At 56.2% G+C, this 18912-nt stretch carries 33 protein-coding genes; all 33 read right to left on the bottom strand.

The features are described from left to right. Positions 1 to 15: 15 nt before the first annotated feature. The 33 genes from bfr to rpsL all read right to left on the bottom strand — a co-directional run bounded on the left by bfr (position 16) and on the right by rpsL (position 18907). Positions 16 to 480, bottom strand: coding sequence for a bacterioferritin (gene bfr, locus AC5QPF_RS03525; protein WP_042123545.1), 465 nt, complete (start codon positions 478 to 480; stop codon positions 16 to 18). Positions 481 to 723: 243 nt separating this feature from the next. Next, a complete protein-coding gene (rplQ, locus tag AC5QPF_RS03520) occupies positions 724 to 1110 on the bottom strand; it encodes a 50S ribosomal protein L17 (RefSeq protein WP_009397469.1) in 387 nt (128 codons plus the stop codon). 42 nt (positions 1111 to 1152) lie between these two features. After that, positions 1153 to 2154 carry a DNA-directed RNA polymerase subunit alpha gene (locus tag AC5QPF_RS03515; protein WP_003186012.1) on the bottom strand — a complete coding sequence of 334 codons (1002 nt, stop codon included), beginning with the start codon at positions 2152 to 2154 and terminating at the stop codon, positions 1153 to 1155. Between the two features lie 22 nt (positions 2155 to 2176). Continuing rightward, the gene (gene rpsD, locus AC5QPF_RS03510) at positions 2177 to 2797 is read right to left on the bottom strand and encodes a 30S ribosomal protein S4 (RefSeq protein WP_075805180.1); all 621 of its coding nucleotides are present in this window, start codon (positions 2795 to 2797) and stop codon (positions 2177 to 2179) included. Positions 2798 to 2812: 15 nt separating this feature from the next. Beyond that, positions 2813 to 3202: a 30S ribosomal protein S11 gene (rpsK, locus tag AC5QPF_RS03505; protein WP_002555466.1), complete on the bottom strand. Its 390-nt coding sequence runs from the start codon at positions 3200 to 3202 to the stop codon at positions 2813 to 2815. A gap of 30 nt (positions 3203 to 3232) precedes the next feature. Continuing rightward, complete coding sequence (gene rpsM, locus AC5QPF_RS03500) at positions 3233 to 3589, bottom strand: 30S ribosomal protein S13 (protein WP_330073292.1); 357 nt, start codon at positions 3587 to 3589, stop codon at positions 3233 to 3235. A 131-nt stretch (positions 3590 to 3720) separates the two neighbouring features. Beyond that, positions 3721 to 3837, bottom strand: a complete 117-nt coding sequence (gene rpmJ / locus AC5QPF_RS03495) for a 50S ribosomal protein L36 (RefSeq protein WP_002555468.1) — start codon at positions 3835 to 3837, stop codon at positions 3721 to 3723. A 26-nt stretch (positions 3838 to 3863) separates the two neighbouring features. Next, on the bottom strand, positions 3864 to 5195 hold the full coding sequence (gene secY / locus AC5QPF_RS03490) for a preprotein translocase subunit SecY (RefSeq protein WP_494962015.1): 1332 nt from the start codon (positions 5193 to 5195) through the stop codon (positions 3864 to 3866). Next, positions 5196 to 5630 carry a 50S ribosomal protein L15 gene (gene rplO, locus AC5QPF_RS03485; RefSeq protein ID WP_010220318.1) on the bottom strand — a complete coding sequence of 145 codons (435 nt, stop codon included), beginning with the start codon at positions 5628 to 5630 and terminating at the stop codon, positions 5196 to 5198. It lies immediately after the preceding gene. A gap of 3 nt (positions 5631 to 5633) precedes the next feature. Continuing rightward, a complete protein-coding gene (rpmD, locus tag AC5QPF_RS03480; protein WP_010220317.1) occupies positions 5634 to 5810 on the bottom strand; it encodes a 50S ribosomal protein L30 in 177 nt (58 codons plus the stop codon). Positions 5811 to 5812: 2 nt separating this feature from the next. After that, entirely contained in the window at positions 5813 to 6313 is a 501-nt protein-coding gene (gene rpsE, locus AC5QPF_RS03475; protein ID WP_042123536.1) for a 30S ribosomal protein S5, read from the bottom strand. Positions 6314 to 6316: 3 nt separating this feature from the next. Further along, positions 6317 to 6667, bottom strand: a complete 351-nt coding sequence (gene rplR, locus AC5QPF_RS03470) for a 50S ribosomal protein L18 (RefSeq protein ID WP_042123534.1) — start codon at positions 6665 to 6667, stop codon at positions 6317 to 6319. Between the two features lie 10 nt (positions 6668 to 6677). After that, positions 6678 to 7211: a 50S ribosomal protein L6 gene (gene rplF / locus AC5QPF_RS03465; protein ID WP_042123531.1), complete on the bottom strand. Its 534-nt coding sequence runs from the start codon at positions 7209 to 7211 to the stop codon at positions 6678 to 6680. Positions 7212 to 7223: 12 nt separating this feature from the next. After that, a complete protein-coding gene (gene rpsH / locus AC5QPF_RS03460) occupies positions 7224 to 7616 on the bottom strand; it encodes a 30S ribosomal protein S8 (RefSeq protein ID WP_494962014.1) in 393 nt (130 codons plus the stop codon). A 208-nt stretch (positions 7617 to 7824) separates the two neighbouring features. Further along, the gene (gene rpsN, locus AC5QPF_RS03455; RefSeq protein ID WP_075805186.1) at positions 7825 to 8130 is read right to left on the bottom strand and encodes a 30S ribosomal protein S14; all 306 of its coding nucleotides are present in this window, start codon (positions 8128 to 8130) and stop codon (positions 7825 to 7827) included. A 13-nt stretch (positions 8131 to 8143) separates the two neighbouring features. After that, complete coding sequence (rplE, locus tag AC5QPF_RS03450) at positions 8144 to 8683, bottom strand: 50S ribosomal protein L5 (RefSeq protein ID WP_009397500.1); 540 nt, start codon at positions 8681 to 8683, stop codon at positions 8144 to 8146. 20 nt (positions 8684 to 8703) lie between these two features. Then, positions 8704 to 9018, bottom strand: a complete 315-nt coding sequence (gene rplX, locus AC5QPF_RS03445) for a 50S ribosomal protein L24 (protein ID WP_009397501.1) — start codon at positions 9016 to 9018, stop codon at positions 8704 to 8706. A gap of 11 nt (positions 9019 to 9029) precedes the next feature. Further along, on the bottom strand, positions 9030 to 9398 hold the full coding sequence (gene rplN / locus AC5QPF_RS03440) for a 50S ribosomal protein L14 (RefSeq protein ID WP_024778329.1): 369 nt from the start codon (positions 9396 to 9398) through the stop codon (positions 9030 to 9032). A gap of 23 nt (positions 9399 to 9421) precedes the next feature. Next, entirely contained in the window at positions 9422 to 9688 is a 267-nt protein-coding gene (gene rpsQ, locus AC5QPF_RS03435; RefSeq protein ID WP_003255478.1) for a 30S ribosomal protein S17, read from the bottom strand. 2 nt (positions 9689 to 9690) lie between these two features. Further along, positions 9691 to 9882, bottom strand: a complete 192-nt coding sequence (rpmC, locus tag AC5QPF_RS03430; protein ID WP_002555481.1) for a 50S ribosomal protein L29 — start codon at positions 9880 to 9882, stop codon at positions 9691 to 9693. After that, entirely contained in the window at positions 9882 to 10295 is a 414-nt protein-coding gene (rplP, locus tag AC5QPF_RS03425) for a 50S ribosomal protein L16 (protein ID WP_009397508.1), read from the bottom strand. The genes rpmC and rplP overlap by 1 nt, the downstream gene beginning before the upstream one ends. 12 nt (positions 10296 to 10307) lie before the next feature. Beyond that, positions 10308 to 10994: a 30S ribosomal protein S3 gene (rpsC, locus tag AC5QPF_RS03420; RefSeq protein ID WP_009397510.1), complete on the bottom strand. Its 687-nt coding sequence runs from the start codon at positions 10992 to 10994 to the stop codon at positions 10308 to 10310. 13 nt (positions 10995 to 11007) lie between these two features. After that, a complete protein-coding gene (rplV, locus tag AC5QPF_RS03415) occupies positions 11008 to 11340 on the bottom strand; it encodes a 50S ribosomal protein L22 (RefSeq protein WP_003103908.1) in 333 nt (110 codons plus the stop codon). Between the two features lie 11 nt (positions 11341 to 11351). Beyond that, positions 11352 to 11627 carry a 30S ribosomal protein S19 gene (gene rpsS / locus AC5QPF_RS03410; protein ID WP_002555486.1) on the bottom strand — a complete coding sequence of 92 codons (276 nt, stop codon included), beginning with the start codon at positions 11625 to 11627 and terminating at the stop codon, positions 11352 to 11354. A gap of 16 nt (positions 11628 to 11643) precedes the next feature. Beyond that, entirely contained in the window at positions 11644 to 12468 is an 825-nt protein-coding gene (rplB, locus tag AC5QPF_RS03405; protein WP_042123521.1) for a 50S ribosomal protein L2, read from the bottom strand. Between the two features lie 14 nt (positions 12469 to 12482). Continuing rightward, positions 12483 to 12782: a 50S ribosomal protein L23 gene (gene rplW / locus AC5QPF_RS03400; protein WP_009397515.1), complete on the bottom strand. Its 300-nt coding sequence runs from the start codon at positions 12780 to 12782 to the stop codon at positions 12483 to 12485. Next, positions 12779 to 13381 (bottom strand): 50S ribosomal protein L4, encoded by a 603-nt coding sequence (rplD, locus tag AC5QPF_RS03395; RefSeq protein WP_494962013.1) that lies wholly within the window; start codon positions 13379 to 13381, stop codon positions 12779 to 12781. The genes rplW and rplD overlap by 4 nt, the downstream gene beginning before the upstream one ends. 12 nt (positions 13382 to 13393) lie before the next feature. Further along, complete coding sequence (rplC, locus tag AC5QPF_RS03390; protein ID WP_330073297.1) at positions 13394 to 14029, bottom strand: 50S ribosomal protein L3; 636 nt, start codon at positions 14027 to 14029, stop codon at positions 13394 to 13396. Positions 14030 to 14110: 81 nt separating this feature from the next. Next, positions 14111 to 14422, bottom strand: a complete 312-nt coding sequence (rpsJ, locus tag AC5QPF_RS03385) for a 30S ribosomal protein S10 (protein ID WP_003186070.1) — start codon at positions 14420 to 14422, stop codon at positions 14111 to 14113. Between the two features lie 141 nt (positions 14423 to 14563). Further along, positions 14564 to 15757, bottom strand: coding sequence for an elongation factor Tu (gene tuf / locus AC5QPF_RS03380; protein WP_458974967.1), 1194 nt, complete (start codon positions 15755 to 15757; stop codon positions 14564 to 14566). 30 nt (positions 15758 to 15787) lie between these two features. Then, positions 15788 to 17920: an elongation factor G gene (gene fusA, locus AC5QPF_RS03375; RefSeq protein ID WP_494962012.1), complete on the bottom strand. Its 2133-nt coding sequence runs from the start codon at positions 17918 to 17920 to the stop codon at positions 15788 to 15790. A 30-nt stretch (positions 17921 to 17950) separates the two neighbouring features. After that, positions 17951 to 18421, bottom strand: coding sequence for a 30S ribosomal protein S7 (gene rpsG / locus AC5QPF_RS03370; protein WP_009397350.1), 471 nt, complete (start codon positions 18419 to 18421; stop codon positions 17951 to 17953). Between the two features lie 114 nt (positions 18422 to 18535). Next, complete coding sequence (rpsL, locus tag AC5QPF_RS03365; protein WP_003186084.1) at positions 18536 to 18907, bottom strand: 30S ribosomal protein S12; 372 nt, start codon at positions 18905 to 18907, stop codon at positions 18536 to 18538. Positions 18908 to 18912: the final 5 nt, after the last annotated feature.

The following is an 18912-nucleotide window of genomic DNA, read 5'->3' as shown; positions in this document are numbered from 1 at the left end:
TGAGCGGAGGAAAGCTTACATCTGCGATTGCAGGTAGTTCTCCAGGCCCAGCGACTTGATCAGGCCTTGCTGCTTTTCAAGCCAGTAGGTGTGATCTTCTTCGGTATCGGCCAGTTGCAGACGCAGGATGTCGCGACTGATGTAGTCCTTGTGCAGTTCGCAAAGCTCGATGCCTTTGCACAGTGCGGCGCGAACTTTGTACTCCAGGCGCAGGTCGGCGGCGATCATGTCCGGTACGCTGGTACCGACGTCCAGATCGTCCGGACGCATGCGTGGAGTACCTTCGAGCATGAGGATGCGACGGATCAATGCATCGGCGTGCTGTGCCTCTTCTTCCATTTCGTGGTTGATACGCTCGTAGAGCTTGCTGAAGCCCCAGTCCTCGTACATCCGCGAGTGGATGAAATACTGATCGCGTGCCGCCAGTTCGCCCGTCAGCAACGTGTTGAGGTAGTCGATTACGTCCGGGTGACCTTGCATCGTCCCGCATCTCCCTGTTTGAAAGATCCTAGTTTGAACCAGGATGCCCGGGAGGTCACTGGGAAATGCGCAAAAATACGTAAAAAAGCGGGTGAACAGTAGTGATTTTCATTGAAAATAGCGACAAATGAGGTGAGTTCTTCTTTTCATTTCGACTATGGCGCAAGAGTGTTTTGCATTCTCGAATGCCCGAAAACAAAAAACCGGGCACTAGGCCCGGTTTTTTGTAGAAGACTGTTCGTCTTACTCAGCGGCTTCTACCGAGCCACCGACTGGACGATCAACCAGCTCGACGTACGCCATAGGTGCGTTATCGCCAGCGCGGAAACCGCACTTGAGGATACGCAGGTAGCCGCCCTGACGGGTGGCATAGCGCTTGCCCAGATCGTTGAACAGCTTACCAACGGCTTCTTTCGAACGAGTACGGTCGAAAGCCAGACGACGGTTAGCTACGCTGTCTTCCTTGGCCAGGGTGATCAGCGGCTCGGCAACGCGACGCAGCTCCTTGGCTTTTGGCAGGGTGGTCTTGATCAGCTCGTGCTCGATCAGCGACACCGCCATGTTCTGGAACATGGCCTTGCGGTGAGAGCTGGTACGGCTCAGGTGACGTCCACTTTTACGATGACGCATGATTCATTCCTTACCAAACAGTACGTTCGGTGATTACGACGATCAGGCAGTCGCCTTGTCGTCTTTCTTAAGACTTGCAGGCGGCCAGTTGTCGAGGCGCATGCCGAGGGACAGACCACGGGAAGCCAGTACGTCCTTGATTTCAGTCAGGGACTTCTTGCCGAGGTTTGGAGTTTTCAACAGCTCTACTTCGGTACGCTGAATCAGGTCACCGATGTAGTAGATGTTCTCCGCCTTCAGGCAGTTGGCCGAACGTACGGTCAATTCCAGATCGTCAACCGGACGAAGCAGGATCGGATCGATCTCGTCTTCCTGCTCGACTACCACGGGCTCGCTGTCACCTTTGAGATCGACGAATGCAGCCAGCTGCTGTTGCAGGATGGTTGCAGCACGACGGATAGCCTCTTCAGGATCCAGGGTACCGTTGGTTTCCAGATCGATAACCAGCTTGTCCAGGTTGGTACGCTGTTCGACACGGGCGTTTTCCACCACGTATGCGATACGGCGAACCGGGCTGAACGAAGAGTCGAGCTGCAAGCGACCGATGCTGCGGCTTTCGTCTTCATCGCTCTGACGCGAATCGGCCGGTTCATAACCACGACCACGAGCTACGGTGAGCTTCATGTTCAGGGCGCCGTTGGACGCCAGGTTAGCGATTACGTGATCGGGATTAACGATCTCGACATCGTGATCCAGCTGAATATCGGCAGCGGTAACCACCCCCGAACCCTTTTTCGACAAGGTCAGCGTAACTTCGTCACGACCGTGCAGCTTGATAGCCAGGCCTTTCAGGTTCAACAGGATTTCAATGACATCTTCCTGTACACCTTCGATCGCGGAGTACTCATGGAGTACGCCGTCGATCTCGGCCTCGACTACTGCACAGCCAGGCATGGAGGACAACAGGATGCGGCGCAGCGCGTTGCCCAGGGTATGGCCGAAACCACGCTCGAGAGGCTCGAGCGTGATTTTAGCGCGGGTTGGACTGACGACCTGCACATCGATGTGGCGGGGCGTCAGGAACTCATTTACCGAAATCTGCATGGATGCACCTATTTTCTAGCCCTTACTTGGAGTAGAGCTCGACAATCAGGTTTTCGTTGATGTCGGCAGACAGGTCGCTGCGAGCAGGAACGTTCTTGAAAACGCCCGACTTCTTGGCAGCATCCACGTCAACCCACTCAACGCGGCCACGCTGAGCACACAGTTCAAGGGCTTGAACAATGCGCAGCTGGTTCAGCGATTTCTCGCGAACTGCGACCACGTCACCCGGACGAACTTGGTAGGACGGAACGTTTACAGTCTTGCCGTTGATGCTGATCGCCTTGTGCGAAACCAGCTGACGGGATTCGGCACGGGTAGCACCAAAGCCCATACGATAAACAACGTTATCCAGACGGCATTCGAGCAGTTGCAGCAGGTTCTCGCCGGTAGCGCCTTTCTTGGCCGCTGCCTGCTTGTAGTAACCGCTGAATTGACGCTCGAGAACGCCATAGATACGACGTACTTTTTGCTTCTCGCGCAGCTGGGTGCCGTAGTCGGACTGACGGCCACGGCGCTGGCCGTGGATACCTGGGGCTGCTTCGATGTTGCACTTCGATTCCAGAGCGCGAACGCCGCTCTTCAGGAACAGGTCGGTGCCTTCACGACGAGACAGTTTGCATTTTGGACCAATGTAACGTGCCATTTATCTGTCTCCTGATTACACGCGACGCTTCTTCGGCGGACGGCACCCGTTGTGCGGGATTGGCGTCACGTCGGTGATGCTGGCGATCTTGTAGCCGCAGCCGTTCAGTGCACGAACAGCGGATTCACGACCTGGACCTGGACCCTTGACGTTGACGTCGAGGTTCTTCAGGCCGTACTCCAGCGCAGCTTGACCAGCACGTTCAGCAGCTACCTGAGCAGCGAACGGAGTCGATTTGCGGGAACCACGGAAACCCGAACCGCCGGAGGTAGCCCAGGACAGAGCGTTACCTTGACGATCGGTGATGGTCACGATGGTGTTGTTGAAAGACGCGTGGATGTGGGCGATGCCATCAACCACTGTCTTTTTGACTTTCTTACGAGGACGAGCAGCAGGTTTTGCCATGTCTAAATTCCTGTCGATTCGCTGGTGCGATTACTTGCGGATCGGCTTACGCGGACCCTTACGGGTACGTGCATTGGTCTTGGTACGCTGACCGCGTACTGGCAGACCCCGACGATGGCGCAGACCGCGGTAGCAGCCCAGGTCCATCAAACGCTTGATTTTCATGTTGATGTCACGACGCAGATCACCTTCGGTGGTGATCTTCGCGACTTCGCCACGCAGCTGTTCAATCTGCTCGTCGCTCAGATCCTTGATCTTAGCGGCTGGGTTTACACCAGCGTCTGCACAGATTTTCTGTGCAGTAGTGCGACCGACACCATAGATGTAGGTCAGCGAGATAACAGTATGCTTGTTATCTGGAATGTTAACGCCTGCAATACGGGCCATTCAGTGGGACTCCAATTGACAGCTACCTACGCCCCGGAAGCCAAGAAATAGGGCGCGAGATAATATCGCTGTAGAAACAATTAATCAACCCAGCAGCACACTAGCTGCTGGGTTTGAAGCACAGATCACACTCAGCCTTGGCGCTGCTTGTGACGTGGTTCCGCGCTGCAAATTACTCGAACGACACCTTCGCGGCGAATAATCTTGCAGTTGCGGCACAGTTTTTTCACCGATGCACGAACTTTCATCACCAACTCCTCGAACCTTAGGGGTTTCAGCGCAGCAGACCGCTGCCGCCGTAGCCTTTCAGGTTGGCTTTCTTCATCAGGGATTCGTACTGGTGCGAAACGAGGTGCGATTGTACTTGGGACATAAAGTCCATCACAACCACTACCACAATCAGCAACGAGGTCCCGCCAAGGTAGAACGGAACGTTTGCAGCCACGACCAGGAACTGGGGCAGCAAGCAGACGGCCGTCATATAAAGAGCACCGAACATGGTCAGACGAGTCAGAACGCCATCAATGTAGCGCGCCGACTGCTCACCAGGACGGATGCCCGGAATAAAGGCACCGGACTTCTTAAGGTTTTCCGCTACGTCCTTCGGATTGAACATCAATGCGGTATAGAAGAAGCAGAAGAAAACGATCCCTGCACTAAACAGCAAAATGTTCAACGGCTGACCAGGAGCGATCGACTGCGCGACATCCTGCAACCAGCCCAAACCTTCGGACTGGCCGAACCAGGAACCCAGCGAAGCCGGAAACAGCAGAATGCTGCTTGCGAAAATGGCTGGAATAACACCAGCCATGTTCACTTTAAGCGGCAAGTGGCTCGTCTGCGCAGCGAAGACCTTGCGGCCCTGCTGACGCTTGGCGTAGTGAACGGCGATACGACGCTGACCACGCTCGATGAACACCACGAAGCCGATAATCGCTACTGCCAGCAGACCGATAGCGACCAAGGCGAAAATGTTGATATCGCCCGTACGCGCAGACTCGAAAGACTGCCCGATTGCTCTCGGAAGACCGGCAACGATACCCGCGAAGATAAGCATCGAGATACCGTTGCCCACACCGCGCTCCGTGATCTGCTCGCCCAGCCACATCATGAACATTGCGCCGGCCACGAAAGTGGACACCGCAACGAAATGGAAGCCGAAGCCTGCAGAAAACGCCACGCCCTGACCGGCCAGACCAATGGACATGCCAGTGGCCTGGACCAACGCCAGGATTACGGTGAGGTAGCGGGTGTACTGGCTGATCTTGCGACGGCCAGATTCACCTTCCTTCTTCAACTGTTCCAGTTGCGGGCTGACCGCGGTCATGAGCTGCATGATGATCGATGCCGAAATGTACGGCATGATCCCCAGTGCAAATACGCTCATGCGCTCCAGCGCGCCACCGGAAAACATGTTGAACAAGCTAAGAATGGTCCCCTCATTCTGTCGAAACAGTTCCGCCAGCCGGTCCGGGTTAACACCTGGAACTGGGATATGCGCACCTATCCGATAGACGATGATCGCCATGAACAGAAAACGCAGACGAGCCCAAAGTTCAGACATCCCGCCTTTGCCGAGCGAAGAGAGAGCACCTTGCTTAGCCATTTATTCCTCGAACTTGCCGCCAGCTGCTTCGATAGCCGCACGCGCACCCTTGGTGGCTGCGATGCCCTTGATAGTGACCGCGCGAGTAACTTCGCCCGACAGCATGATTTTCACACGCTGTACGTTCTGGTTAATCACGTTGGCATCCTTCAGGGACTGAACGGTAACCACGTCGCCTTCCACCTTGGCCAGCTCGGACAGACGCACTTCGGCGCGGTCCATGGCTTTCAGGGAAACGAAGCCGAACTTCGGCAGACGACGGTGCAGCGGCTGTTGACCGCCTTCAAAGCCTGGAGCGATGGTGCCACCGGAGCGGGAGGTCTGACCTTTGTGACCACGGCCACCAGTCTTGCCCAAACCACTACCGATACCACGACCCGGACGATGCTTCTCGCGACGGGAACCCGGCGCTGGACTCAGATCATTGAGTTTCATCGATTAACCCTCGACGCGCAGCATGTAGTAAGCCTTGTTGATCATCCCGCGGTTCTCGGGAGTATCCAGGACTTCTACAGTGTGACCGATGCGACGCAGACCCAGACCTTTAACACACAGCTTGTGGTTAGGCAGGCGGCCGGCGGTGCTTTTGATCAGCGTTACTTTAACGGTAGCCATGATCAGAGAATCTCCTCAACGCTCTTGCCGCGCTTGGCAGCAATGGACTCAGGAGATTGCATAGCCTTCAGACCCTTGAAGGTGGCGTGAACCACGTTGACAGGGTTGGTAGAGCCGTAGCACTTGGCCAGGACGTTCTGAACGCCAGCAACTTCCAGGACAGCACGCATTGCGCCACCGGCGATGATACCGGTACCTTCGGAAGCAGGCTGCATGTAAACCTTCGACGCGCCATGGGCGGACTTGGTGGCGTACTGTAGGGTAGTGCCGTCCAGGTCAACCTGAATCATGTTGCGGCGAGCAGCTTCCATGGCCTTCTGGATCGCAGCTGGAACTTCGCGCGATTTGCCACGGCCGAAGCCGACACGGCCCTTGCCATCACCCACCACGGTCAGCGCGGTGAAGGTGAAGATACGGCCGCCTTTTACGGTCTTGGCAACGCGGTTAACCTGAACCAGCTTCTCGATGTAGCCTTCGTCGCGCTTTTGATCGTTATTTGCCATAACTTAGAACTCCAGCCCGCCTTCACGAGCAGCATCAGCCAGCGCTTTCACGCGGCCATGGTACTTGAAGCCGGAACGGTCAAAGGCAACTTGAGATACACCGGCGGCTTTCGCACGCTCAGCTACCAGCTTGCCAACCTTAGTGGCCGCGTCGATGTTGCCGGTGGCGCCATCACGCAGTTCTTTGTCCAAAGTCGAGGCGCTGGCCAGGACTTTGCTGCCGTCGGCCGAGATGACCTGGGCGTAGATGTGCTGCGAGGAGCGGAACACGCACAGACGCACGACTTCGAGATCGTGCATTTTCAGGCGTGCTTTGCGAGCGCGACGCAGACGAGTAACTTTTTTGTCGGTCATTTGCTATGCCCTACTTCTTCTTGGCTTCTTTACGACGGACTACTTCGTCCGCGTAACGCACACCTTTGCCTTTGTAAGGCTCTGGCGGACGGAAGTCGCGGATTTCAGCGGCCACCTGACCTACCAGCTGCTTGTCGATACCCTTGATCAGGATGTCGGTCTGGCTAGGCGTTTCAGCGGTGATACCGGCTGGCAGTTCGTAATCCACTGGATGCGAGAAGCCGAGCGCCAGGTTCAGCACGTTGCCTTTGGCTTGTGCTTTGTAACCAACACCGACCAGCTGGAGCTTGCGCTCGAAGCCTTGGCTTACGCCCTGGACCATGTTGTTTACCAGGGCACGGGTGGTACCGGCCATAGCGCGGGTTTGTTGATCGCCGTTGCGAGCAGCGAAACGCAGCTCACCAGCTTCTTCAACTACTTCTACGGACGAGTGAACGTTCAGTTCGAGAGTGCCCTTGGCACCCTTCACCGAAAGCTGTTGACCGGCGAATTTGACCTCGACACCGGCTGGCAGCTTAACGGGGTTCTTAGCGACGCGAGACATGCTTATCCCCCCTTAGAACACTGTGCAGAGAACTTCGCCGCCAACACCGGCAGCACGCGCAGCACGATCAGTCATCACACCTTTGTTGGTGGAGACGATAGACACGCCCAGGCCGCCACGTACTTTAGGCAGGTCTTCGACGGACTTGTACTGGCGCAGACCAGGACGGCTTACGCGCTTGACTTCTTCGATGACCGGACGGCCTTCGAAATATTTCAGCTCGATGGAGAGCGATGGCCTGGCATCGGCGGTTACCTGGTAACCAGCGATGTAACCTTCGTCCTTCAGAACTTTGGCGACCGCAACCTTCAGAGTCGAAGAAGGCATGCTTACGACGGACTTTTCAGCCATCTGGGCATTACGGATGCGAGTTAGCATGTCCGCTAACGGGTCCTGCATACTCATGGGCTAGACGCTCCTGATACACAAAAAAATTAGCCTTTCGGCTACTACTGTCACCTGGATGAGCAGGGCAAAAACCCGGGCTCAGGTGAGCCGGTCATTCTAGACACATCCCTAAAACGAAACAAGCCCCAAAAGGGGCTTGTTTCGTCGCAAGGTCACCGGTGGTCGGAAGATCGCTCCCCCGCCACCAGGACGCTGCCGGTACGTCTTACCAGCTGGCCTTGACCAGACCTGGAACGTCACCGCGCATTGCTGCTTCACGCAGCTTGTTACGGCCGAGGCCGAACTTGCGGTAAACGCCGTGTGGACGACCGGTGAGGCGGCAACGGTTACGCAGACGCGAGGCGCTGGCGTCACGTGGTTGCTTCTGCAGAGCGACGACAGCAGCAAAACGCTCTTCTGGACTTGCGTTCAGATCAACGATGGTTGCTTTCAGCTCAGCACGCTTCTTGGCGTATTTAGCGACCGTGAGCTGACGCTTCAGCTCGCGGTTTTTCATGCTCTTCTTGGCCATTTTCCTACTCCAATCAGTTGCGGAACGGGAATTTGAAAGCACGCAGCAGGGCGCGACCTTCGTCATCCGTACGAGCAGTGGTGGTCAGGGTAATGTCCAGACCGCGGAGAGCATCGATCTTGTCGTAGTCGATTTCCGGGAAGATGATCTGCTCTTTCACGCCCATGCTGTAGTTGCCACGACCATCGAAGGACTTGGCATTCAGGCCGCGGAAGTCGCGAACCCGAGGCAGGGAGATCGCCAGCAGGCGGTCCAGGAACTCGTACATACGGTCACGGCGCAGGGTGACTTTGACGCCGATCGGCCAGCCTTCGCGGACTTTGAAGCCAGCGATGGATTTCCGGGCGAAGGTCACAACAGCTTTCTGGCCGGTGATCTTTTCCAGGTCGGCAACAGCGTGCTCGATGACTTTCTTGTCGCCGATCGCTTCGCCCAGACCCATGTTCAGGGTGATCTTGGTAACGCGCGGAACTTCCATCACGTTCGCCAGCTTAAGTTCTTCCTTAAGCTTGGGAGCGATTTCCTTCCGATAAATCTCTTTCAGTCGTGCCATGGTCTTCTACCTAGCAGTGTTCAAGCATCAACCGCTTTTTGGGTCGACTTGAAGACACGAATTTTTTTGCCGTCTTCTACTTTGAAACCAACGCGGTCAGCCTTGTTGGTTTCGCCGTTGAAAATGGCGACGTTGGAAGCGTGCAGTGGCGCTTCTTTCTCGACGATACCGCCTTGTACGCCCGACATCGGGTTAGGCTTGGTATGACGCTTCACCAGGTTGATCCCACCAACGACCAGACGGTCGTCAGCGAGCACCTTCAGCACCTTACCGCGCTTACCTTTGTCTTTGCCGGCGATCACGATGATCTCGTCGTCACGACGAATCTTTTGCATGTCGGATCTCCTTACAGCACTTCTGGGGCGAGCGAGACGATCTTCATGAACTTCTCGGTACGAAGTTCACGGGTCACTGGCCCAAAGATACGGGTGCCGATCGGCTCTTGCTTGTTGTTCAGCAGAACAGCAGCGTTGCCATCAAAGCGGATGATGGAGCCGTCAGCGCGACGGACGCCATGGCGGGTACGGACCACAACAGCGGTCATTACCTGGCCTTTCTTCACTTTACCGCGAGGAATTGCTTCCTTGACGGTTACTTTGATGATGTCACCGATAGCGGCGTAACGGCGGTGCGAACCGCCGAGAACCTTGATGCACATGACGCGACGAGCGCCGCTGTTATCGGCCACATCGAGCATGGATTGAGTCTGAATCATAAAATATCTCCGACCCTTAGCCCTTAGACTTCAACAGCGCGTTCGAGAACTTCAACCAGTGCCCAGGACTTGGTCTTGGCCAGCGGACGGGTTTCACGGATGGAAACCTTGTCGCCGATCTTGCACTGGTTGGCTTCGTCGTGCGCGTGCAGCTTAGTCGAACGCTTAACGTATTTACCGTAGATCGGGTGCTTTACGCGACGCTCGATCAGAACGGTGATGGTCTTGTCCATCTTGTCGCTGACGACACGGCCAGTCAGCGTACGGACGGTTTTTTCAGCTTCAGCCATGATCACTTACCTGCCTGCTGGTTGAGCACAGTTTTCACGCGAGCGATGTCACGCTTAACTTGCGAGAGCAGGTGCGACTGCCCCAACTGGCCAGTTGCTTTCTGCATGCGCAGATTGAACTGGTCGCGCAGCAAGCCGAGCAGTTGCTCGTTCAGTTGCTGTGCTGATTTTTCACGAAGTTCATTCGCTTTCATCACATCACCGTCCGCTTAACAAAGGAGGTGGCGAGCGGCAGCTTTGCAGCAGCCAGGGCAAATGCCTCACGCGCCAGCTCTTCAGAAACACCCTCGATCTCGTACAGGACTTTGCCTGGCTGGATCTGGGCAACCCAGTACTCTACGGAACCCTTACCTTTACCCATCCGCACTTCGAGAGGCTTCTTGGTAACCGGCTTGTCCGGGAATACACGGATCCAGATTTTACCGCCACGCTTCACGTGACGGGTCAGCGCACGACGCGCGGACTCAATCTGACGGGCGGTGAGACGACCGCGGGCAACAGCTTTCAGGGCGAACTCGCCGAAGCTGACCTTGCTACCGCGCAGTGCCAGACCACGGTTGTGGCCAGTCATCTGCTTGCGGAATTTTGTACGCTTTGGTTGCAACATTTGGCGTACCCCTTACTTAGCAGCTTTTTTACGAGGCGCTGGTGCTTGTGGTTTCAGTTCTTCTTGGCGACCACCAATAACTTCGCCTTTGAAGATCCAAACCTTGACACCGATCACACCGTAGGTGGTGTGAGCTTCGTAGGTGGCATAGTCGATATCGGCACGCAGGGTGTGCAGTGGCACACGACCTTCGCGATACCATTCAGTACGTGCGATTTCAGCACCGCCGAGACGACCGCTCACTTGGATCTTGATGCCTTTGGCACCAATGCGCATGGCGTTCTGTACAGCGCGCTTCATGGCGCGACGGAACATAACGCGGCGCTCCAGCTGCTGAGCTACGCTCTGAGCAACCAGCATACCGTCGAGCTCCGGCTTGCGGATCTCTTCGATATTGATGTGCACAGGCACACCCATTTGCTTGGTCAGGTCCTGACGCAGTTTTTCAACATCTTCACCTTTCTTCCCGATAACGATACCTGGACGAGCGGTGTGGATGGTGATGCGTGCAGTTTGAGCCGGACGATGGATATCGATACGGCTAACGGACGCGCTTTTTAGTTTGTCTTGGAGGTACTCACGCGTTTTCAGATCCTTCAACAGGTAATCTGCGTAAGTAGCGCCGTCTGCATACCAGACGGAGGTGTGCTCCTTGACGATTCCCAGGCGAATGCCAGTGGGATGTACTTTCTGACCCATCTGATCGACTCCGTTACTTGTCCGCAACCTTGACAGTGATATGGCAAGACCGCTTGACGATGCGATCAGCGCGGCCTTTGGCACGCGGCATGATGCGCTTCAGCGAACGCCCTTCGTTGACGAAAACGGTGGAGACCTTCAGGTCATCAACGTCTGCGCCTTCGTTATGCTCGGCGTTGGCTACGGCCGACTCGAGGACTTTCTTCATGATTTCAGCAGCTTTCTTGCTGCTGAAAGCCAACAGGTTGAGCGCTTCGCCCACCTTCTTCCCGCGGATCTGGTCGGCGACCAAGCGGGCTTTCTGGGCGGAGATGCGAGCGCCCGACAACTTAGCGGCTACTTCCATTTCCTTACCCCTTAACGCTTGGCTTTCTTGTCAGCCACGTGCCCGCGGTAGGTGCGGGTACCGGCGAACTCGCCCAGTTTATGGCCGACCATGTCTTCGTTCACGAGAACTGGGACGTGTTGACGACCGTTATGTACCGCAATGGTCAGACCGACCATTTGTGGCAGGATCATGGAGCGACGCGACCAGGTCTTAACTGGTTTGCGATCGTTCTTTTCCGCCGCCACTTCGATCTTCTTCAGTAGGTGAAGATCAATAAAAGGACCTTTTTTCAGAGAACGTGGCACTGTCGTATCCCTCTATTTACTTGCGACGACGGACGATCATGTTGTCGGTACGCTTATTACCACGAGTCTTCGCACCCTTGGTCGGGAAGCCCCATGGCGATACCGGATGACGACCACCGGAGGTACGACCTTCACCACCACCATGCGGGTGGTCAACCGGGTTCATGGCAACACCACGAACGGTTGGGCGAACGCCACGCCAGCGTTTGGCACCAGCTTTACCCAGCGAACGCAGGCTGTGCTCGGAGTTCGAGACTTCGCCAAGAGTCGCACGGCATTCAGCCAGTACTTTACGCATTTCACCAGAGCGCAGACGCAGGGTCACGTAGACACCTTCGCGAGCGATCAGCTGAGCCGAAGCACCAGCGGAACGAGCGATTTGTGCACCTTTGCCTGGCTTCAGTTCGATGCCGTGAACGGTGCTACCCACTGGGATGTTGCGCAGCTGCAGGGAGTTGCCTGGCTTGATTGGAGCCAGAGCACCTGCGATCAGCTGGTCGCCAGCGCTCACGCCTTTCGGCGCGATGATGTAGCGACGCTCGCCGTCTGCGTAGCACAGCAGTGCGATGTGAGCAGTACGGTTCGGGTCGTATTCGATACGCTCGACAGTGGCGGCGATGCCGTCCTTGTCGTTGCGACGGAAGTCGACCAGACGGTAATGCTGCTTATGACCACCACCGACATGACGAGTGGTAATACGGCCATTGTTGTTACGACCACCAGACTTCGATTTCTTCTCGATCAGCGGTGCGTGAGGAGCGCCTTTGTGCAGCTCCTGGTTGACCACCTTGACCACAAAACGGCGGCCAGGGGAAGTCGGTTTGCATTTAACGATTGCCATGATGCACCCCTTCCTTACTCAGCACTGCTGCTGAAATCGAGATCTTGGCCTGGCTGAAGGGAGATGATCGCCTTCTTCCAGTCATTACGCTTGCCCAGGCCACGAGCGGTGCGCTTGGTCTTACCCAGAACATTCAGGGTAGTAACGCTTTCCACTTTGACGCTGAACAGGCTTTCGACGGCCTTCTTGATTTCCAGCTTGGTTGCGTCGGTAGCAACCTTGAAAACGAACTGGCCTTTCTTGTCAGCCAGAACCGTGGCCTTCTCGGAAACGTGCGGGCCAAGTAGAACTTTAAATACGCGTTCCTGGTTCATCCCAGCAGCTCCTCGAATTTCTTCACGGCCGAAACAGTGATCAACACTTTTTCGTAGGCGATCAGGCTGACTGGGTCGGAACCTTGCACGTCACGTACGTCGACGTGTGGCAGGTTGCGAGCGGCCAGGTACAGGTTCTGATCAACGGCGTCCGAAACGATCAGCACGTCGCTCAGACCCATGCCGTTCAGCTTGTTCAGCAGGTCTTTGGTTTTCGGCGCTTCAACAGCGAAGTCCTGAACCACGACCAGACGGTCGCTACGCACCAGCTCGGAGAGGATCGAACGCATTGCTGCGCGATACATCTTCTTGTTGAGCTTCTGCGAGTGATCTTGAGGACGAGCTGCGAAGGTCACGCCACCGCCACGCCAGATCGGACCACGAGTGGTACCAGCACGAGCACGACCAGTACCCTTCTGACGCCATGGGCGCTTACCACCACCAGCCACGTCGGAACGGGTCTTTTGCTGCTTGGTGCCCTGACGGCCGCCGGCCATGTAGGCCACGACTGCTTGGTGTACCAGCGTCTCGTTGAATTCGCCACCGAAGGTCAGTTCAGAAACTTCGATCGCCTGAGCGTCATTTACATTAAGTTGCATGTCAGTTTCCCCTTACCCGCGAGCCTTGACAGCCGGACGCACAACAACATCACCGCCAGTAGCGCCAGGAACGGCACCCTTGACCAGCAACAGATTGCGTTCAGCGTCGACGCGCACTACTTCCAGGGACTGAACGGTCACGCGCTCGGCGCCCATGTGACCGGACATTTTCTTGCCCTTGAATACACGACCAGGAGTCTGGCACTGGCCGATAGAGCCCGGGACGCGGTGGGAAACGGAGTTACCGTGGGTGTTGTCTTGACCGCGGAAGTTCCAGCGCTTGATGGTACCGGCAAAGCCTTTACCCTTGGACTGACCGGTAACGTCTACCAGTTGGCCCGCAGCGAAGAGTTCAGCATTGATCAAGTCGCCAGCCTGGTACTCGCCTTCTTCAAGACGGAATTCCCAGACACCGCGACCAGCGGCAACGTTCGCTTTGGCGAAGTGACCTGCCTGAGCGGCAGTCACGCGCGAAGCACGACGCTCACCAACAGTGACTTGCACTGCACGGTAGCCATCGGTTTCTTCAGATTTGAACTGGGTGACACGATTCGGCTCGATCTCAATGACCGTGACCGGAATGGAGACACCTTCTTCGGTGAAAATGCGGGTCATACCGCACTTACGACCGATTACACCAATAGTCATGTTGTAAACCTCATGAGTGTACGGGGCTTTCACCCGCTATGGCCGCCCATTTCAGAGCGTTACACGACTAAGACCCGAGTCTTAGCCGAGGCTGATCTGCACTTCCACACCTGCCGCAAGATCAAGCTTCATAAGAGCGTCAACGGTTTTATCCGTTGGCTGGACAATGTCCAGGACGCGCTTGTGAGTACGGATCTCGTACTGGTCACGCGCGTCTTTGTTGACGTGCGGGGAGACCAGAACGGTGAACCGCTCTTTGCGAGTAGGCAGTGGAATTGGACCACGCACCTGAGCACCAGTACGTTTCGCGGTTTCCACGATTTCCTGGGTAGATTGGTCGATCAGGCGATGGTCGAATGCCTTCAACCTGATACGGATTTGCTGATTTTGCATTGGATTTCAGACTCCAGGCTGCTATTCCCACCGGGCGCACTACGCCCGTTAAAAGGAGGCGTGATTCTATAGACGCCCCTATTGGGTGTCAACCCAATAAAAAAGCCCCCGCTGAGCGGGGGCTTTTTCAACCGATCGAGATTACTCGATGATTTTGGCTACGACGCCGGCGCCGACGGTACGACCGCCTTCACGAATGGCGAAACGCAGACCTTCTTCCATCGCGATGGTTTTGATCAGGGTAACAGTCATCTGAATGTTATCGCCTGGCATAACCATTTCTACGCCTTCCGGCAGTTCGCAGTTACCGGTCACGTCAGTGGTACGGAAGTAGAACTGTGGACGGTAGCCTTTGAAGAACGGAGTGTGACGACCGCCTTCTTCCTTGCTCAGAACGTAGACTTCTGCGGTGAACTTGGTGTGCGGCTTGACCGAACCTGGCTTGGCCAGAACCTGACCACGCTCAACGTCGTCACGCTTGGTGCCACGCAGCAGAACGCCGCAGTTCTCGCCAGCACGACCTTCGTCCAGCAGCTTGCGGAACATTTCAACGCCGGTGCAGGTAGTCTTGGTGGTGTCACGCAGACCAACGATCTCGACTTCTTCCTGGATGCGGACGATGCCACGCTCCACACGACCGGTAACAACGGTGCCGCGACCGGAGATCGAGAACACGTCTTCGATTGGCATCAGGAACGGCTTGTCGATAGCGCGCTCTGGTTGCGGAATGTAGCTGTCCAGGGTCTCGACCAGCTTCTTGACCGCGGTGGTGCCCATCTCGTTGTCGTCTTGGCCGTTCAGGGCCATCAGAGCGGAACCGATGATGATCGGAGTGTCGTCGCCCGGGAAATCGTAGGTGCTCAGCAGGTCACGAACTTCCATCTCGACCAGTTCCAGCAGCTCAGCGTCGTCAACCATGTCAGCCTTGTTCAGGAAGACAACGATGTACGGAACGCCAACCTGACGGGACAGCAGGATGTGCTCACGAGTTTGCGGCATCGGACCATCGGCGGCCGAGCAAACCAGGATCGCGCCGTCCATCTGGGCAGCACCGGTGATCATGTTCTTGACGTAGTCGGCGTGACCTGGGCAGTCAACGTGCGCGTAGTGACGCTCGTTCGAGTCATACTCTACGTGCGCAGTGTTGATGGTGATACCACGAGCCTTCTCTTCTGGAGCCGAGTCGATCTTGTCGAAGTCAACACGAGCCGAACCGAAAACCTCGGAGCAGACGCGGGTCAGAGCTGCAGTCAGAGTGGTTTTACCGTGGTCAACGTGACCGATGGTGCCAACGTTGACGTGCGGTTTGTTACGTTCGAATTTTTCTTTAGCCACGACAGTGAACCTCTTGCCTAAAGGGCTGGATTAGCCTTGTTTTTTAACGAGTGCTTCGACGATGTTCGACGGAGCTTCGGAGTACTTGGAGAATTCCATGGAGTAGCTTGCGCGACCCTGAGACATGGAACGGACGTCGGTCGCGTAACCGAACATCTCTCCCAGCGGAACTTCAGCACGGATAACCTTGCCGGAAACCGAGTCTTCCATACCCTGGATCAGACCACGACGACGGTTCAGGTCACCCATCACGTCACCCATGTAGTCTTCTGGGGTTACCACTTCAACCTTCATGATCGGCTCAAGCACAACACCGCCGCCCTTCTGGGCCAGCTGCTTGGTCGCCATGGAGGCCGCCACCTTGAACGCCATCTCGTTGGAGTCGACGTCGTGGTAGGAACCATCAAACACGGTTGCCTTCAGGCCGATCAGCGGATAGCCGGCGACAACGCCGTTCTTCATCTGCTCTTCGATACCTTTCTGGATCGCCGGGATGTATTCCTTAGGAACCACACCACCTACAACCTCGTTGACGAACTCCAGGCCTTCGGTGATGTTGCCCTTCTCGTCCACAGCAGGCTGCGAGAAGCGGATCCAGCAATGGCCGAACTGACCGCGACCACCGGACTGACGAACGAACTTGCCTTCGATCTCGACGTTGTCCTTGGTGATCTTCTCGCGGTACGAAACCTGTGGCTTGCCGATGTTGGCCTCGACGTTGAACTCGCGCTTCATGCGGTCAACGAGGATGTCCAGGTGCAGCTCACCCATACCGGAGATGATGGTCTGACCGGTTTCTTCATCGGTCTTGACACGGAACGACGGGTCTTCCTGAGCCAGCTTGCCCAGTGCGATACCCATCTTTTCCTGGTCCTGCTTGGTTTTCGGCTCAACGGCAACCGAAATTACAGGCTCAGGGAAGTCCATGCGCTCGAGGATGACAGGCTTGTCTGCGTCACACAGGGTGTCACCGGTGGTGACGTCCTTCATGCCGATCAGAGCCGCGATGTCGCCCGCGCGAACTTCTTTGATTTCTTCACGCTGGTTGGCGTGCATCTGCACCATACGACCAACGCGCTCTTTCTTGCCCTTGACCGAGTTGATCACGGAGTCGCCCGAGCTCAGGAAGCCCGAGTAGACGCGCACGAAGGTCAGGGTACCAACGAACGGGTCGGTGGCAATCTTGAACGCCAGAGCCGAGAATGGCTCGTCGTCGCTTGCGTGACGCTCGATTTTCGGTGCGTTTTCGTCTTCGACGCTGTCCGGGTGGATACCCTGGATTGCAGGGATCTCGGTCGGAGCAGGCAGGAAGTCGATAACGGCGTCGAGAACCAGAGGAACACCCTTGTTCTTGAAGGACGAACCGCAGACGGCCGGAACGATCTCGCTGGCCAGGGTGCGCGCACGCAGGCCTGCCTTGATCTCTTCGACGGTCAGCTCACCTTCTTCAAGGTACTTGTTCATCAGCTCTTCGGAGGCTTCTGCAGCGGCTTCGACCATGTTGGCGCGCCACTCTTCTGCCAGCTCGAGCATATCGGCAGGAATTTCTTCCTCGCGATAGGTGGTGCCCTTGTCGTCGTCGTTCCAGTAGATCGCCTTCATCTTGATGAGGTCGACCTGGCCCTGGAAGTTCTCTTCCGAACCGATGGCCAGCTGAACAGGAACCGGGGTGTGACCCAGACGGTTCTTGATCTGACCAACGACGCGCAGGAAGTTGGCACCGGCGCGGTCCATCTTGTTCACGTAGACGACACGTGGAACGCCGTACTTGTTGGCCTGACGCCATACGGTTTCGGACTGAGGCTCGACACCGGAGGTGCCGCAGAACACAACGACCGCGCCGTCGAGCACACGCAGCGAACGCTCTACTTCAATAGTGAAGTCAACGTGGCCGGGGGTATCGATGACGTTTACGCGGTAGTTGTCGTACTGACCACGGGAACCTTTCCAGAAGGTGGTAACGGCAGCGGAGGTAATGGTGATACCCCGCTCCTGCTCCTGCACCATCCAGTCGGTGGTCGCGGCGCCGTCGTGCACCTCGCCCATCTTGTGGCTCAGACCTGTGTAGAACAGGATCCGCTCGGTAGTGGTAGTCTTGCCCGCGTCAACGTGGGCACAGATACCAATGTTACGGTAGCGGTTAATTGCTGTAGTACGAGCCATAAAGCCCTCGCAAAAAGATTGATGCTTGAATTAGAAGCGATAGTGCGAGAAAGCCTTGTTGGCTTCAGCCATACGGTGCACGTCTTCACGCTTCTTGACTGCAGCACCCTTGCCTTCAGCAGCATCCAGCAGCTCGCCAGCCAGGCGCAGCGCCATGGACTTCTCGCCGCGCTTGCGGGCGAAGTCTACCAGCCAGCGCATTGCCAGCGCGTTACGACGGGATGGACGAACTTCAACAGGAACCTGGTAAGTAGCACCGCCAACACGGCGCGACTTCACTTCGACCAGCGGAGCGATGGCGTCGAGAGCTTTCTCGAAGATTTCCAGGGGATCGCTGTTCTTGCGTGCTTTGACGGTATCCAGGGCACCGTAAACGATGCGCTCGGCTACGGCCTTCTTGCCGCTTTCCATCACGTGGTTCATGAACTTGGCGAGGATCTGGCTTCCGTATTTCGGATCGTCCAGGATCTCACGCTTGGCTGCTACACGACGTCTTGGCATTGATAAGCCCTCAAACGGTCTTCAGGTTAGCCCGGGACATCCAACTCATGGAGTTCACGCCCGACCTTACTCTTATCGACTCAATAAAATGAATGAACTGCTGCAAACGACCGATTACTTCGGACGCTTGGTACCGTACTTCGAACGACCCTGGTTACGGCCTTTAACGCCGGAGGTATCCAGAGAGCCGCGAACAGTGTGGTAACGAACACCTGGCAAGTCTTTTACACGGCCGCCACGGATCAGGACGACGCTGTGTTCTTGCAGGTTGTGGCCTTCACCACCGATGTACGAGGAAACCTCGAAACCGTTGGTCAGACGCACACGGCATACTTTACGCAGTGCCGAGTTAGGTTTTTTCGGCGTGGTGGTGTACACGCGGGTGCACACGCCACGACGTTGCGGGCAGTTCTGCAGCGCAGGAACGTCGGATTTCTCGACGATACGCTTACGCGGCTGACGTACCAGCTGGTTGATAGTTGCCATCTACT

This window comes from Pseudomonas sp. Con_6 (assembly GCF_059379395.1).
Note: the sequence above shows the minus strand (reverse complement) of the source record. Positions and strands in the feature narration are given on the sequence as shown.